14 protein-coding genes are annotated in these 15,497 nt (G+C 48.5%); 11 read left to right on the forward strand and 3 right to left on the reverse strand.

The features are described from left to right. Window positions 1-30 precede the first annotated feature (30 nt). From BUB37_RS13015 to BUB37_RS13025, 3 genes are read right to left on the reverse strand one after another with little or no spacing between them, the layout of a single operon-like run. Complete coding sequence (locus BUB37_RS13015) at window positions 31-453, reverse strand: molybdenum cofactor biosynthesis protein MoaE (protein ID WP_072994252.1); 423 nt, start codon at window positions 451-453, stop codon at window positions 31-33. Continuing rightward, window positions 453-695, reverse strand: coding sequence for a MoaD/ThiS family protein (locus BUB37_RS13020; protein ID WP_072994253.1), 243 nt, complete (start codon window positions 693-695; stop codon window positions 453-455). Before BUB37_RS13020 ends, BUB37_RS13015 begins: the two co-directional genes overlap by 1 nt. 49 nt (window positions 696-744) lie before the next feature. After that, complete coding sequence (locus BUB37_RS13025; protein ID WP_072994254.1) at window positions 745-1,548, reverse strand: DUF6503 family protein; 804 nt, start codon at window positions 1,546-1,548, stop codon at window positions 745-747. 61 nt (window positions 1,549-1,609) lie between these two features. Between BUB37_RS13025 and BUB37_RS13030 the strand changes: the two genes are divergently transcribed. The 11 genes from BUB37_RS13030 to BUB37_RS13080 all read left to right on the forward strand — a co-directional run bounded on the left by BUB37_RS13030 (window position 1,610) and on the right by BUB37_RS13080 (window position 15,263). Then, on the forward strand, window positions 1,610-2,416 hold the full coding sequence (locus tag BUB37_RS13030; RefSeq protein ID WP_072994255.1) for a TrmH family RNA methyltransferase: 807 nt from the start codon (window positions 1,610-1,612) through the stop codon (window positions 2,414-2,416). A 146-nt stretch (window positions 2,417-2,562) separates the two neighbouring features. Then, a complete protein-coding gene (locus tag BUB37_RS13035; RefSeq protein ID WP_072994304.1) occupies window positions 2,563-3,741 on the forward strand; it encodes a M48 family metallopeptidase in 1,179 nt (392 codons plus the stop codon). Window positions 3,742-3,853: 112 nt separating this feature from the next. Then, window positions 3,854-6,058, forward strand: coding sequence for a RelA/SpoT family protein (locus BUB37_RS13040; protein WP_072994305.1), 2,205 nt, complete (start codon window positions 3,854-3,856; stop codon window positions 6,056-6,058). Window positions 6,059-6,112: 54 nt separating this feature from the next. Next, window positions 6,113-6,568, forward strand: coding sequence for a Fur family transcriptional regulator (locus BUB37_RS13045; RefSeq protein WP_072994256.1), 456 nt, complete (start codon window positions 6,113-6,115; stop codon window positions 6,566-6,568). Between the two features lie 13 nt (window positions 6,569-6,581). Further along, complete coding sequence (locus BUB37_RS13050; protein ID WP_072994257.1) at window positions 6,582-7,853, forward strand: adenylosuccinate synthase; 1,272 nt, start codon at window positions 6,582-6,584, stop codon at window positions 7,851-7,853. A 135-nt stretch (window positions 7,854-7,988) separates the two neighbouring features. Further along, window positions 7,989-9,752 carry an OstA-like protein gene (locus tag BUB37_RS13055; RefSeq protein ID WP_397459881.1) on the forward strand — a complete coding sequence of 588 codons (1,764 nt, stop codon included), beginning with the start codon at window positions 7,989-7,991 and terminating at the stop codon, window positions 9,750-9,752. Window positions 9,753-9,764: 12 nt separating this feature from the next. Further along, on the forward strand, window positions 9,765-10,946 hold the full coding sequence (locus BUB37_RS13060; RefSeq protein WP_072994258.1) for an aspartate aminotransferase family protein: 1,182 nt from the start codon (window positions 9,765-9,767) through the stop codon (window positions 10,944-10,946). Between the two features lie 97 nt (window positions 10,947-11,043). Further along, the gene (locus BUB37_RS13065) at window positions 11,044-12,453 is read left to right on the forward strand and encodes a tetratricopeptide repeat protein (protein ID WP_072994259.1); all 1,410 of its coding nucleotides are present in this window, start codon (window positions 11,044-11,046) and stop codon (window positions 12,451-12,453) included. 129 nt (window positions 12,454-12,582) lie between these two features. Beyond that, window positions 12,583-13,497, forward strand: a complete 915-nt coding sequence (locus tag BUB37_RS13070) for a polyprenyl-phosphate transporter (RefSeq protein WP_072994260.1) — start codon at window positions 12,583-12,585, stop codon at window positions 13,495-13,497. A 7-nt stretch (window positions 13,498-13,504) separates the two neighbouring features. Next, on the forward strand, window positions 13,505-14,530 hold the full coding sequence (locus BUB37_RS13075; protein ID WP_072994261.1) for a DUF368 domain-containing protein: 1,026 nt from the start codon (window positions 13,505-13,507) through the stop codon (window positions 14,528-14,530). Next, window positions 14,520-15,263, forward strand: a complete 744-nt coding sequence (locus tag BUB37_RS13080) for a shikimate dehydrogenase family protein (RefSeq protein WP_244526831.1) — start codon at window positions 14,520-14,522, stop codon at window positions 15,261-15,263. The genes BUB37_RS13075 and BUB37_RS13080 overlap by 11 nt, the downstream gene beginning before the upstream one ends. Window positions 15,264-15,497: the final 234 nt, after the last annotated feature.

Consider the following 15,497-nt stretch of genomic DNA (forward strand, 5'->3'; position numbering starts at 1 on the left):
TACTGCTCAATTGTTTAGAAACCTTTCGATTCAGGGAGTAGCCGATACCCAAACCGATTTGTTCTTGAAAATCTCCTTTTTCCAAATGGGGACACGCTCCTTTAACGTGTCGATCAAAAACCTGCAGGCCTCGAAGCAGGCGTCCCTGTGGGCAGAAGATGCTCCGACCACGACCACGGGTTCCCCGACCTCCTTTTTTCCGATGGCATGCCGTAGCACCACCCGGTTCAAGGTCCATTTTTGGCTCGCCGCATCGGCAATTTTCGCCATTTCCTTAAGGGCCATGGCCTTATAGGTCTCGAACTCGAGGGCCATTACCTGTTCGTTTTGTGTAAACTCGCGTACCGAACCGACAAACACACAAACACCCCCGCTATGGGGATGCGAGAGTTCGCCGTACACTTGCGACACATCGATCTGGTCTACTATTTCTATGGTTGTTTTTTGTTTCATCAGCCACCACTAACCGGAGGTATAAGGGCTATTTCGTCGCCCTGTTTCAAGCTTTGCCCGTCCTCCGCATATTCACTGTTCACCGCTACCGCCAAGGAGGACAACCTTTCGAGCTCGGGAAAGGCCGCTTTCATCCTTTTCTTCAACTCCGATACCGACGATGGCGGGGCATCTTCCCCTTCAAAACGAAAAGAGGGCTTTCCCACAATATCCTTGGCAATACCAAATAATAATACCTCCATGTTCAACTTTCCATTAAAAGGTACAATTTACTTAAAATATTGAGATCGGTCAGGGCTTTAAGACGACTTTGGCATTTTCCGGTTTTTGGTAAAAGGTATCGGGTTTTGGGGAAACATCCAAGGAAATAGTAACAAACGAGGTTTGTTTTTTAGCTTCCTTGATGGTTCGGCCCTCGTAATCGTACCATGTAATGGATCTTGGCAAAAGGACTCCGCCTATCCCGTCCCAATCGTCATACCTGATCCATTTTACATTTTCCGATTTTTCGTCGCTGCCATAGGTAAAGGTATAGCCCAACCAGGCCATTTGAAAGGTCTCGGGATCGTAATGCAGGTAATAGTCGTCTTTGGAAGAGGCGCCTACCCCGTTATCGTAGCTTATATGGATGCCGGGATATTCCTTGCCCCCGTAGGTTAAGGGTGGCGTCTCGCCGTAGTTTATGCCCGGGTCTGCAAAAACGAAGGGCATGGCAAAGAAATAGAACATAAGGTTGTGATAGACCGCCGGGTTGCCCGTATAGGCCCCTTGATCGTCCTTTAGCCATATATCGGTTCCGTCAAAGCCCATGGATACATCGCCCATATCGATACGGTCTCTTCGGCTATTCAGATCTACCGTATGTACCTCCGAGGCATTCGGCTTTACCAGTTCAAAGGACAAGGTACGTTTTGATCGCCATTGGTTTAAGGTACCGTGGGCGTCGAGTACCTTTGCAAAGTCTTCGGGGTATTGGCTTTCAACTTCCTCCTTTTCGGTTTTCGCGTCCGTGTTTTCAACAGAATCGGCTTTTTCGACCGTTTGCTTGCATCCGAACAACAAAACAAACAGCGTTAATGTCAAGGCTCTTTTCATGATAATTCATTAAGGTTAGGCCAATAAGTCGAAGCAGTTATGTTTTATTTACATTTGCCCCATGCATTATGTCAAACAAATAAGCAGTGCCCAGAATGCCCTTGTCAAAAGAATAGGGCTTTTGATGGAAAAATCGAGGGAGCGAAAAAAAACAGGTCTTTTCGTTTTGGAAGGCCTTCGCGAATTGCAATTGGCCCTAAAAGGAGGTTTTAAATTGGAAACCGTACTGTTTCAACCCGAACTCATTACGGAACGGGAAACCTCAAAATTACTGGAACAATGCGAGGCCCTTGAGCTAGTTTCCGTTTCCAGGGAGGTATACCGAAAGCTGGCCTATCGGGAGACGACGGAGGGCTTGATCGCCGTAGCCCGCTCCAAAACCAATACCCTAGACACCTTTGAGCTCGATTCAAAAAACCCCTTGATCTTGGTGGCCGAGGCCCCCGAAAAACCTGGAAATATCGGGGCCCTCTTGCGCACCGCGGATGCCGCCAACCTGGACGGGGTGATCATTGCCAACCCCAAGACCGACCTGTACAACCCGAACATTATCCGTTCGAGCGTAGGCTGTGTATTTACCACCAACATCGCCACAGGGAGCACCGATGAGATCATTGCCTTTTTAAAGAGCAAGAAGGTTTCCATTTTCTGCGCCGCCCTGTCGGCCTCGATCAAGTACACCGATGCAGATTTTTCCGGACCGTCGGCCTTGGTCGTAGGCACGGAATCTACGGGGCTATCGGACGAGTGGCTGCGGCAATCGCACCAAAACGTCATTATTCCCATGCAGGGCGAGATCGATTCGATGAACGTTTCGGTGTCGGCGGCAATTATTATCTTTGAGGCCAAGAGGCAACGGGGTTTTTAACCCTAAGGCCCCGGCACCAACAAACAAGCCTTTGACCAAAAGCGAAACCAGACCTTAAGACATTTGACCGAATCACCCTGTAAACCATCCCTATTTTGAACACCCTTTTCTATATTATCGTTGCCATACTGGTGGTACAGTTTATCATGGAAACGGTTCTTGACCATCTGAACGCCAAACACTACAACGACCCGATCCCCGAGGGACTGGACGATGTTTTCGACAAGGACGAATACCAAAAATCGCAAGCCTACAAAAAAACCACCTATCGCTTCGGCCTAGCCACCTCTACCTTTTCCCTGGTGTTGACCCTTGCCTTCCTGTTCTTCGGCGGCTTCGAATGGGTAAACCAAATCGCCCGCTCCCTGACCGACAACACCATCGCCATGACTTTGATTTTCTTCGGCATCATCTTTATCGGAAACGATTTGATCACCCTGCCCTTCTCGTACTATGCCACTTTTGTTATCGAGGAAAATTTCGGGTTCAACAAAACGACAAAAAAACTGTTCTTTATGGACAAGCTCAAGGGATGGGCCATGATGCTCGTTGTGGGAGGCCTGATCCTGACCCTGGTCTTGTGGTTTTACGGATGGGCCGGCGACAGTTTTTGGATATACGCCTGGATCCTCGTGGCCGTCTTTACCCTTTTCATGAACCTCTTCTACAGCAAACTGATCGTACCGATGTTCAACAAGCAGACGCCCCTGGAGCAGGGAAGCCTAAAGGCCAAGATCGAAACCTATGCCAAAAATGTAGGTTTCGAACTGCAGCACGTCTTTGTGATCGACGGTTCAAAACGTTCGACCAAGGCGAATGCCTACTTTTCAGGTTTTGGAAAGGAGAAAAGGGTCACCCTTTACGACACTTTGATCAAGGACCTTGAGGAAGAGGAGATAGTGGCCGTCTTGGCCCATGAAGTCGGACATTACAAAAAGAACCACATTATTTACAATTTGATCGCCTCGATCTTGCTTACCGGGGTTACGCTTTTTATTCTTTCCCTGTTCATCAACAATCCCGAGGTCTCATATGCCATAGGCGTTACCACCCCGAGCTTTCATGCCGCCCTAATAGGTTTTGGCATATTGTACAGTCCCATTTCCGAAATTACGGGATTGGCCATGAACCACCTTTCCCGGAAATTCGAATACCAGGCCGATGATTACGCCAAAGATACCTATGCCGCCCTCCCCTTGATCACGGCCCTAAAAAAACTATCGAAGAACAGCCTCAGCAACCTTACCCCCCACCCGGCCTACGTGTTTATGCACTACTCCCATCCGCCGCTGGCGAAGCGCATGGCCAATTTGAAAAAACAATGATAGAACCCATGGGGCCCCTTCTTAAAAGTTCAAATTAAATTTACCCTGCCAAAGTTGAACGGGCACAATTTTTGTTGTATACCAAATCAGATTGTCCTATTTTTATTATAATATGACCCAGGCCGCTATAGAACAGGAAAACAAGGAGATTGCCAAGCAATACAAGGAGTTGCTTCGGCTGAGCTATCAAAACCTGTCGGATGACGACAAGACTTTGATACGTTCGGCTTTCGAGGTAGCCGTAGATGCGCATAAGAACCAACGGAGAAAGTCGGGCGAGGCCTATGTGTTCCACCCCATTGCGGTGGCCAAGATCGTAGCTTCCGAAATCGGCCTGGACGCCATTTCCATTGCCTCGGCCCTATTGCACGATGTTGTCGAGGATACCGAGTACACCCTCGACGATATGGAGCGTATGTTCGGGGAGACGGTAGCCCGTATCGTTGACGGACTGACCAAGATAGCGCACCTCAAAAAGGACATGAGCACCTCGCAACAAGCGGAAAACTTCCGGAAAATGCTGCTTACCCTGAACGACGATGTCCGGGTGATCTTGATCAAGATCGCAGATCGCTACCACAACATGCTTACGATGGATTCCATGCCGGAGCACAAACAGGTAAAAATAGCTTCGGAAACCCTTTATATATATGCCCCCTTGGCGCACCGCATCGGACTTTACAACATTAAGACCGACCTCGAGGACCTGAGCCTAAAATATACCGAACCCGATGTCTATGAAGACATCAAAGGAAAAATAGAGGAATCAAAGGAAGACCAGCAGGCCTATATCGACGCTTTTTCAGAGATCATAGACAATTCGCTCAGGGAAGAAGGCCTCCATTACGAGATCAAGGGCCGAATGAAATCCATTTTTTCCATCCGTAGGAAAATGAAGGCCCAAAACGTGTCTTTCGATGAAATTTACGACAAGTTCGCCATTCGGATCATTTACAAATCGGACCGACAGAACGAGAAGTTTTTGGCCTGGAAGATCTATTCGATAGTCACGGACCATTTTACGCCCAACCCGGTACGGTTGCGCGATTGGATCTCGTCGCCCAAATCGACAGGCTACGAGGCCCTTCACATCACCGTAATGGGGCCCAAGGGCCGCTGGGTCGAAGTGCAGATCCGAAGCGAGCGCATGCACGAAATAGCGGAAAAGGGCTATGCCGCCCATTTTAAGTACAAACACGGGGACCAAAAGGAACAGGGAATCGAGGTGTGGTTGAACCGGCTACAGGAGGCCCTTGAAAACGCAAATTCGAACGCCGTGGATTTTGTGGAGGAATTCAAGCTCAACCTCTACTCAAAGGAAATCTTCGTCTTTACCCCCAAGGGAGAGCTCAAGTCGCTGCCCAAGGGGGCGACGCCCTTGGACTTTGCCTTTCACATCCATACCCAGGTGGGCATGCGCACACGCGGGGCCAAGGTCAACGGCAAGCTCGTTCCCTTGAACACCACCCTGCACAGTGGCGACCAAGTAGAGATCATCACCTCCGATCAGGCCAAGCCCAACCAAAACTGGTTGGATTACGCCACCACGGCCAGGGCGAGGGCCAAGATCAAATCGTCGCTCCGTGAAGAGAAAAAATCGATGGCCGATGAAGGCAAGATAATCCTCCGCCGAAAACTCAAGTCGCAAAAAATCACATTGAACGAGGACATCGTCAATAAAATGGTGGTCTTCTTCAAACTAAAGACCAGTCTCGACCTATTTTATCGGGTGGGCATCGGCGCTATAGACAACCAAATGATCAAGGACTTTGTCTCGTCCTATAGCAATGCGTTTATCAGTTTCTTCAAAAACAAAATACGGCGCAATCCGGTTCCCGACGACATCGACAAGCAAGAGATCACCACCAAATACGATGTGCTCGTGTTCGGCAAGGAAGAGGAAAAGTTGGAATACACCCTCGCAAAATGCTGCAATCCCATCCCCGGCGACGACGTGTTCGGCTTCGTCACCGTTAACGAAGGGATCAAAGTGCACAAAAAAAACTGCCCGAACGCCATTCAATTGCAATCGAATTACGCCTATCGGATCATTAGGGCCAAGTGGATCGATTCGACCCAGGAAGAATTCCAATCGGAGATCCAACTTACGGGCATCGACAACCTCGGCTTGGTAAACGAGATAACCCAGGTCATTTCGGACGATATGCACGTGAACATGCGCAACCTTAACTTCAGTACCGATGGCGGCACCTTTACGGGCCGGATCACGGTAGTGGTCAAGAACAATGGCATTCTCAAGAAGCTTATCGAAAACCTGAAGGAGATCAACGGCATTGATAAAGTAAGCCGATTGTAGACGGGGTATTAAAATATAACTGTACATTTGCAAATCGAAGTACGTAATCTTGTTATGGCTGAAAATAAGAACCAGGAAATAGTAAAAAATGTCTTCACGACGTTTTTGGAGGAAAACGGGCATAGAAAAACACCCGAGCGCTATGCCATTCTCCAGGAAATCTACGACAGTGAAGAGCATTTTGATATCGAATCGCTCTACATCAACATGAAAAACAAGAATTACCGGGTGAGCAGGGCTACCCTCTACAACACCATAGAGCTTCTCCTGGAATGCAAATTGGTCCGAAAACACCAGTTCGGAAAAAGCCAGGCCCAGTACGAAAAATCGTATTTCGACCGTCAACACGACCACGTCATCTTGACCGATACGGGCGAGGTCGTCGAGTTTTGCGACCCGCGCATCCAATCCATCAAAAAGACCATAGAAGAGGTGTTCGACATAAAGATCAACACCCACTCTCTTTATTTTTATGGTACACGAAACAAAAAAGAAAACACAAACAGCTAAGCGAATTTTTTAAATGGCAGTAGATTTATTGTTAGGACTACAATGGGGAGACGAAGGAAAAGGTAAAATTGTAGACGTACTAACCAAAAACTATGATATTATCGCGCGCTTTCAGGGCGGCCCCAATGCAGGGCACACCTTGGAGTTCGATGGTATAAAACATGTTCTCCACACGATCCCTTCGGGTATTTTCCATAAGAACGCTGTAAACGTAGTGGGCAACGGGGTGGTTATCGACCCGGTGATCTTTAAAAAGGAACTCGATGCCTTAAAACAGTTCGACCTCGATATAAAATCAAAATTGCTCATTTCGAGAAAAGCGCATTTGATACTGCCAACGCACCGTTTGCTCGATGCCGCGTCAGAGACGGCAAAAGGCAAGGCAAAGATCGGGTCTACCTTAAAGGGAATCGGACCTACGTATATGGACAAAACGGGCCGAAACGGCATGCGGATAGGCGATTTGGAACTATCGGACTGGAAGGAAAAATACCGCGCCCTGGCCGATAAGCACGAAGGCATGATCAACTATTACAATGTCGATATACAGTACGATCTTGCCGAATTGGAAGCCGAGTTCTTCGCTTCGGTCGAGGAATTGAAAAAACTGACCTTTATCGATAGCGAGGAATACCTGTACCAAGCGCAAAAATCAGGTAAGAAAATATTGGCCGAAGGAGCCCAAGGCTCGCTTCTCGACATAGATTTCGGTACCTATCCCTTTGTAACATCGAGCAACACCACCGCCGCCGGCGCATGTACCGGTTTGGGCGTTGCCCCCAACCAGATCGGCAAGGTACTGGGCATATTCAAGGCGTACACCACCCGGGTAGGGTCCGGCCCCTTTCCCACGGAACTCTTCGACGAAGACGGAGAAACCATGGGACGTGTGGGCAATGAATTTGGCGCTACCACCGGCAGGCCCCGCCGATGTGGCTGGCTAGACCTGGTCGCCCTCAAATATGCCGTCCAGGTAAACGGGGTAACCGAACTGATGATGATGAAGGCCGACGTACTCAGTGGTTTTGACACGATCAAAATATGTACCGCATATAACTACAAAGGAAAAAAAATAGACCACCTTCCTTACAGCCTAGAGGCCGAAAACGTAAGCCCCATCTATAGCGAGGTAAAGGGATGGAAGGAAGATTTGACCCAGTTGGACAAAGCTTCGGAGTTTCCTGCCGCCTTGCAAGGCTATATCGACTTTTTGGAAAAGGAACTCGGAATACCGATCAAAATTGTTTCGGTGGGACCGGACCGGACCCAGACCGTACACAGGTAGGCGATAACCGGGAAGCTGGAAAAACGAAGGGACCCGTACCGGGAACGGCCCGGGACCACAGGGCTTCGGGCACGTCCTAAATCTATGCTAAACCTTATTCGTTTCCACGGGAAAAAACCTATTTTTGGTCAAAATTTGAAGGAATTGAACCCACTTCTGCGTATTCTGATCTTCCTAAGCGGTGTGACGGTATCCGTTGCCCAAGGGCAAGCACCTGTCAAGAACGACAGCGTTCAGAACAAACAGATCAATATCGTTTACGGTGCCAATTTCACCAAGAACGAGGAACAGTTTCCGGGGGCCTCGATCTTCAGTAAGGACAGCCGCCAAGTACAGTTCGAACACCAAGGGGCCGACCTTTGGTGCGATATCGCCATCTACTACCAAAAGGAAAACCGGCTAAGGGCCTTGGGCAACGTGCGCCTCCAGCAGGGCGACTCGATCAAACTGACCAGCGGCAAGATCAATTACGACGGGGAGACCAAATTGGCCAAGGCCTATGAAGACGTCCTCCTCGAGGCACAACAGGCAAGCGGACCGGTAACCCTGCGTACCGACACCCTGTACTTTGATCGCGAAAAACAGGAATCGTATTACAACAGCTCGGGGACCATTGTGGATTCGACCAATACCCTTACCAGCAAAATAGGCCGCTACTTTATGGAGCTGAACAAATACCAGTTCTTGGACAGCGTTCATATTGACAACCCGCAATACACCTTGGACTCGGAGCAACTCGATTACTATACCACCTCAAAAAACGCCTATATGTACGGCCCTTCGACCATTACGGGCGAAACCTATAAAATATACTGCGAAAGAGGTTTTTACGATACAAAGGTAGAAAGTGGCTATGGCATAAAGAACACCCGGATCGATTACAACAACCGAATAATCGAAGGCGACAGCGTCTACTTCGACAAAGCCACCGAATTCGCCTCGGCCACGAACAACATCGTAGTTACCGACACCGTAAACAACGGCGTAATACGGGCACACTACGCGGAGGTCTTCAAGGCCAAGGATTCGGTATTCGCCACAAAACGTGCGGTCTCCATCAGCTTGGTCGAACAAGATTCCCTATACATGCACGGCGACACCCTCATGGTGACCGGCAAGCCCCAAAATCGGATCTCAAGGGCCTTTCACAATGCCAAATTCTACAAAACCGACCTCAGCGGAAAATGCGATTCCATCCATTTTTCGGAAAAAACGGGAATCACCCAGCTTATCAAAGACCCGGTTATCTGGAACGGTGAAAACCAAATGACGGGCGACAGCATCCATCTGATCTCCAACCTGAAGACCGAAAAGCTCGACTCCCTCAAAGTTATCAACAACGCCTTTATCGTTTCGTGGGACAGCATCGGAAAAACCGGGTACAACCAGGCGAAGGGCAAGGACCTTTTCGGCAAGTTTATCGATAACGAACTAAAGATAATCGACTTGGTAAAGAATACCGAGATCATTTATTACATGTACAACGACGATGACGAGCTTATAGGGATCGACAAGACCATTTGCAGCAAGATCCACATCACCATGGCCAACAACGATGTGGAAGACCTCACCTTTATCACCGATCCCGACGGGGATATTTTTCCCGAAAAGGAACTCCCCCCGGAAAGTAGAAAGTTAAAAGGTTTTGTCTGGCGCGGCGATGAGCGGATCAAGACGAAGGAAGATATTTTCGATGAAGACGACAACAATATCGAATTGGCCGTCATACGCGGAATCGACCATCCCATAGATATCGATGCCGAGGAAGCCGAGCGCCGCCGAAACTCCGGAGATCCCGTGAACGGTATTCCCACCGGCAACGACAAGGCCGTTCGACCCGAGGTTAAGGAAAGGCCGAAACAGATAAAGGTTACTTCCGACCCCAATCAGTTTCAATAAGTATAAGCGGTCATGAAAGAAGATTTCTTGAAATATCAGGCGCAGACCTCTGCCCACCCCTTGGCCATGGAAGTTTCCCGCGCCGAAGGAAGCTATATCTACGACACCCAGGGAAGGCCCCATTTGGACTTTGTGGCGGGCGTTTCCGCCTGTAGTCTGGGCCATTGCCACCCCAAGGTCGTCGAGGCGGTACAGAAACAGGCCGAGACCTATATGCATGTCATGGTATATGGTGAGTATGCCCAAGCCCCGGCCGTGGAATACACCAAGCTCTTGGCTTCGCTCTTGCCCGATAACCTAGAGACCACATACCTGGTCAACTCGGGCACCGAAGCGATCGAAGGAGCCCTAAAGCTTGCCCGAAGGGCAACCGGGCGCAGCCAATTGATCGCCGCCAAAAATGCCTACCACGGGAATACCATGGGCAGCCTGAGCATGCTGGGTACCGAAGAGCGGAAAAGTGCCTTTAGGCCCTTATTGCCCGATGTTGCCTTTATTGGGTTCAACCGTAAGGAAGACCTCGACCAAATTACCGGGAAGACAGCGGCCGTATTGCTGGAGACCATACAAGGCGGAGCAGGATTTATCCTGCCTACGGACGATTACCTGAAAGAAGTCAGGAAGCGGTGCGACGAAACCGGAACCTTATTGATCCTTGACGAAATCCAACCCGGTTTCGGACGGACCGGTAGACTCTTCGCCTTTGAACATTACGGTATCAGTCCCGACATCCTGGTCATCGGTAAAGGGATGGCCTCGGGGCTTCCCGCCGGGGCCTTTGTCGCCTCCCACAAGCTCATGTCCCTATTGCAGTACGGCCCCAAACAGGGACATATAACAACTTTTGGCGGAAATTCGGTAATCGCCGCGGCCAGTTTGGCCACCCTTAAACACATTACCACGTCCAATCTCATGGCCGCGTCGCTAAAAAAGGAAAAACGGATCAGAAAACGGCTCAAACATCCGCTTATCAAGGAAATAAGGGGAAAAGGGCTCATGCTTGCCCTAATCATGGAGAGCGCGGAAATTGCAGACCATGTAATATTGGCATGTGCCAAAAGGGGCCTGATATTGTTCTGGTTGCTGTTCGAGCCCCGTGCCATTCGCATTTCGCCGCCTTTGACCATTTCCGATGAGGAAATTGAAAAAGGATGTGGCACGATCCTTGAAGTTTTAACGGAGTACAGGCAATAACTTGTTAACTAATTTGTTAATAATATAGCCTCTAACGGAGAAAAATGTAGCCTGCAAAAGGTTACTTTTAATTCCATAGTTTAACCAAAACGTTCTTATGGCGTTAGAATCTAACGAAAGGCCAGACCGACCCATCGCCAAGTTTGAATCGATGCTCAAGACTGACGACATCTACTTCTTCGATGCCGAGGATTTTGAGGACATTATCCATCATTACCTCAACAACGGCAAAATCAACTTGGCCAAAAAGGCGATTAAAATCGGTCTGCAACAGCACCCCGGATCTATAGAACTCAAACTGCTCGACGTGGAGGTCCTCGTTTTTGAAAACCACCTCGATCTGGCCGAACAGTATTTGGACGAATTGCAATTACTGGACAGCAGCAATGAGGAAATATTCATACAACGGGCCAATATCTATTCGAAAAAAGACAACCACGAGGCAGCGGTAGCCCTGTTGAACAAGGCCTTGGACCTATCCGAGAACAGTTTCGACATTTATTCCTTGCTGGGCATGGAATACCTGTTTATGGACGATTTCAAACTCGCCAAGGAAAGTTTTATGCGCTGCGTCTCCTTCGACGAACAGGATTATTCGTCGCTTTACAACGTAATCTATTGTTTCGAGTTCCTCGAAGATTACGACGGGGCCATTGTATACCTGAACGATTACCTCGAACGCAATCCGTATTGCGAAGTGGCCTGGCACCAACTGGGCAAACAGTACATTGCCAAGAACATGCTCAACGAAGCCCTGGGTGCATTTGACTTTGCCATCATATCCGACGATACCTTTATCGGGGCTTATTTCGAAAAGGGCAAAGTACTCGAAAAACTCGGCAGGTACAACGAGGCCATAGAAAATTACGAGACGACCATCAAGATGGAAGACCCCACCTCGCATGCCTATCTCAGAATAGGCAAGTGCCACGAACGGCTGGGCAACTACGAAATGGCCAAATACTATTACTACCACACCGTACACGAAGACCCCTTGCTTGACAAGGGTTGGTTGGCCATTACCGACTTCTATTACAAAAGGAACAACTACAAGAAGGCCCTGTTCTATGTCAACAAGGCCTTGAATATAGATGGGGAGAATCCACAGTACTGGAAAAAATGTGCCACGATCAATGCCGCCCTGCAGCGTTATGACCAGGCCGACTTTTCGTACAAACAGGCTGTTGACCTGGGCAATTACGAGTTGGGCACATGGCTTGATTGGGCCGATGTCGTGTTCAAGAACAAGGATGTTCGCGGCGCCCTCCAGATATTGGCACAAGGCCAGGAATTTTACCCCGACAATGCCGTCATCAAATATAAGGCCGCCGGTTTTTACCTCGAGATGAACGATAGCATCAACGCCAGGATAAGCCTTATCGATGCCCTAAAGCTCGACATTCAAAAGCTGCCCGTTTTCAACGAAGAATTTCCCCAGTACGCGGCAACCGATTGGGTAAGGAACATTGTCGCCAAGCACGAAAAATCGAAGGGCAAGACCAGCTAATAGCCGAAATTCCCGCCTTAGTACACCCATGGCACCCTTTACTTAAAAGGATAGGCGCCCAAGCTTTGTTCTTTTATTCGGTACTACCACTATAAAAAGCTATTTTTGCTTCCATTGAAAATTTGCCTCATGGAAAACAGAAACCTTGGCCAGTATGTTTTGGTTACCCTCAAAGGAATGGCGATGGGTGCCGCCGATGTCGTCCCCGGCGTATCCGGTGGAACGATCGCCTTTATTTCAGGAATTTACGAAGAGCTCATATCTTCTATAAACAATATCGACATCTCCCTTTTAAAGACCTTAAGGCAACAAGGTGTCAAGGAAGCCTGGACCCGGCTCAACGGAAACTTTTTGCTGGCCCTGTTCGCAGGTATAGGCATCAGTGTACTATCGCTGGCGAAACTGGTAAGCTGGTTGCTTGAGAACAAACCCATCTTGATATGGTCTTTCTTCTTCGGCTTGGTGATCGCCAGTATACTCTTGGTGGGAAAGGAAGTAAGAAAATGGAGCGCCGCCACCCTGCTCGCCTTGGTCGCGGGCGCACTGATAGCCTACTACATCACCACCCTCCCCCCTTCCGGCAGCGTAGACAGCCTGCCTTTTCTTTTTCTATCGGGGGCGGTAGCGGTATGTGCCATGATTCTGCCCGGTATTTCAGGGGCCTTCATTTTGGTGCTTCTGGGATCTTACAAGACCATTATCGACGCGCTTCACAACGTTGACCTTAAAGTAATTGCGGTGGTAGGCTTCGGTGCCGTTTTCGGCCTGTTGAGCTTTGCCCGGTTGCTAAAGTGGATGTTCAACAACTATAAAAACCTAACCTTGGCCCTGTTGACGGGCTTTATCATCGGATCGCTCAACAAGATATGGCCTTGGAAACGGGTTCTGGAAACCAGGAACATCGGTGAGAAGATCATCACCATCGACGAGAATGTATCGCCCTTTGCCTATGAAGGAAACAATCAATTGGCCGTAGCCCTTATTGCCGCTATAATCGGTTTTTTGGTTATTTTTATCCTAGAACGAACAGCTGCAAAAAAATAGTTGCCCCATGTACGAACCGCGCACTATTCTTGATAAGTTCTTTCTATTCATCAAGGGACTCTGTATGGGGGCCGCCAACAAGGTGCCCGGGGTTTCGGGAGGCATAGTGGCCTTTGTTGCCGGTTTCTACGAAGAATTCATCTACTCCCTCCAAAAAGTAAACGGCAAAGCCTTTAAACTTCTTATCAATGGGCGCTTTAAAAGCTTTTACCGCTACATCAACGGCCCGTTTCTGTCACTGCTCCTGTCGGGTATGCTGGTCAGTTACTTCAGTGTTTCAAAGCTGTTGGACTATTTTCTGGAAAAAAAGGAGCTCTTCGTATGGGCAGCCTTTTTTGGAATGATCCTCGGGTCCATTTATTACATATCGAAAGATTTCGAGCATTGGAACCGAAAAACCATAATTGCCGGTATCATAGGTTTACTGGTAGGGGTCTCCATCAGTTTTCTGAATCCCGCAAAGGAAAACGACAACCTGTTTTTTGTCTTTCTCTGTGGAATAATCAGTGTTTCGGGCATGACCCTCCCCGGGTTATCGGGTTCCTTTATCCTCATCCTCTTGGGCAATTATGTATTATTGCTGGTCGATTCGGTAAACGCCCTTTACGACACCTTTGCTGAAATTATCCGTGGCGATTTTGGCTTTGTCGACAACCAAGCGCGTATAGCCACCTTAAAAATACTTGCCGTGTTTACCTTGGGAAGCGCTACCGGACTCGTAAGCCTATCGCATTTATTGAGCTACGTGTTAAAGCACTACAAACATATTACCACGGCCATCATCATCGGGTTCATTACGGGTTCACTGGGCGTGGTATGGCCCTGGAAAAAAACCATCGTAAAGACCGACGAACTAGGAAATAAGATCTTGGATTCCAATGGCGAAGAAATCATCGTCAACTACGAACGCTATTTTCCCGATTTCGGAAACCCCGAAACGTGGTGGGCGCTATTTTTTATCGGCATAGGTATTGCCATTCTATTGGCCCTTGACTGGTATGGAAAAAACAGGAACGACAAAAATGACAAGTAAAACACACAGGTTCGGCCTCGTTGGCAAAGACATCTCGTATTCCTTCTCGAGGGGGTACTTTAAGGAAAAATTCAAATCCCTCGGACTGACGGACCATTCCTATGAAAATTTCGACCTTCAAACGATAACCCAATTTGAATCGGTGGTTAAAGACACCCCTCATTTAAAAGGGCTGAACGTGACCATACCTTATAAGGAAGCCGTTATACCCTATTTGAACGAACTCGACGACGAAGCCAGGCAAATCGGGGCGGTCAATACGATCCAGTTTACCAAAAGCGGCCTTAAGGGCTTCAATACCGATGCCTACGGTTTTAAAAATGCACTGGCCCCCCACCTTAGGCCCCACCATAAAAAAGCCTTGATATTAGGTACGGGAGGAGCGTCAAAAGCCGTTGCCCATGTCTTAAAAAACTTGGATATGGACGTAAATTTCGTTTCCAGAAATCCTTCCCCGGGGCAACTAGGCTATTCCGACCTCGACGAAAGGATACTGGACGAATTTACCGTATTGGTCAATTGCACCCCCTTGGGCACACACCCGAATGTGGAGCAAAGGCCCGATCTGCCCTATGGCGCCTTATCGAAAAAACACCTTCTTTTCGACCTCATCTACAACCCGGACAAAACCGCCTTTCTAAAGGAAGGGGAAATACGGGGCGCCCGTATCTGCAATGGGCGTCGAATGCTCGAATTACAGGCCGACCGGGCCTGGGAAATTTGGCAAGAGTAATTTATTTATTATTTTAACGACATCCGAAGCAAAAGACAGGGCCTTGGCAGGTCTAGGAACAAAATGGGCCGATCTGGCTATTGATTTTTAAAATACGAAAAGAACCTTTGTTCTTTATACGGTTGTTAGTATCTTACCATTTAAATCGATAAGAGATCCGTCTGTTAAAAAATGTAGGGCCAAAGGGCACCGAAACATTTCGGACGGTACGATAAACTATGAGGATTGAACGGG

The organism is Pseudozobellia thermophila, from assembly GCF_900141855.1.
Taxonomy (GTDB): Bacteria; Bacteroidota; Bacteroidia; order Flavobacteriales; family Flavobacteriaceae; genus Pseudozobellia; species Pseudozobellia thermophila.

Excerpts from the sequence above, each read along its gene's own strand:
- BUB37_RS13020 (WP_072994253.1), bottom strand. The coding sequence starts at position 695 with ATGGAGGTATTATTATTTGGTATTGCCAAGGATATTGTGGGAAAGCCC.
- BUB37_RS13045 (WP_072994256.1), top strand. The coding sequence starts at position 6,113 with ATGGCTGAAAATAAGAACCAGGAAATAGTAAAAAATGTCTTCACGACG.
- BUB37_RS13040 (WP_072994305.1), top strand. The coding sequence starts at position 3,854 with ATGACCCAGGCCGCTATAGAACAGGAAAACAAGGAGATTGCCAAGCAA.
- BUB37_RS13060 (WP_072994258.1), top strand. The coding sequence starts at position 9,765 with ATGAAAGAAGATTTCTTGAAATATCAGGCGCAGACCTCTGCCCACCCC.
- BUB37_RS13050 (WP_072994257.1), top strand. The coding sequence starts at position 6,582 with ATGGCAGTAGATTTATTGTTAGGACTACAATGGGGAGACGAAGGAAAA.
- BUB37_RS13065 (WP_072994259.1), top strand. The coding sequence starts at position 11,044 with ATGGCGTTAGAATCTAACGAAAGGCCAGACCGACCCATCGCCAAGTTT.
- BUB37_RS13030 (WP_072994255.1), top strand. The coding sequence starts at position 1,610 with ATGCATTATGTCAAACAAATAAGCAGTGCCCAGAATGCCCTTGTCAAA.
- BUB37_RS13035 (WP_072994304.1), top strand. The coding sequence starts at position 2,563 with ATGGAAACGGTTCTTGACCATCTGAACGCCAAACACTACAACGACCCG.
- BUB37_RS13075 (WP_072994261.1), top strand. The coding sequence starts at position 13,505 with ATGTACGAACCGCGCACTATTCTTGATAAGTTCTTTCTATTCATCAAG.
- BUB37_RS13015 (WP_072994252.1), bottom strand. The coding sequence starts at position 453 with ATGAAACAAAAAACAACCATAGAAATAGTAGACCAGATCGATGTGTCG.
- BUB37_RS13080 (WP_244526831.1), top strand. The coding sequence starts at position 14,520 with ATGACAAGTAAAACACACAGGTTCGGCCTCGTTGGCAAAGACATCTCG.
- BUB37_RS13025 (WP_072994254.1), bottom strand. The coding sequence starts at position 1,548 with ATGAAAAGAGCCTTGACATTAACGCTGTTTGTTTTGTTGTTCGGATGC.
- BUB37_RS13070 (WP_072994260.1), top strand. The coding sequence starts at position 12,583 with ATGGAAAACAGAAACCTTGGCCAGTATGTTTTGGTTACCCTCAAAGGA.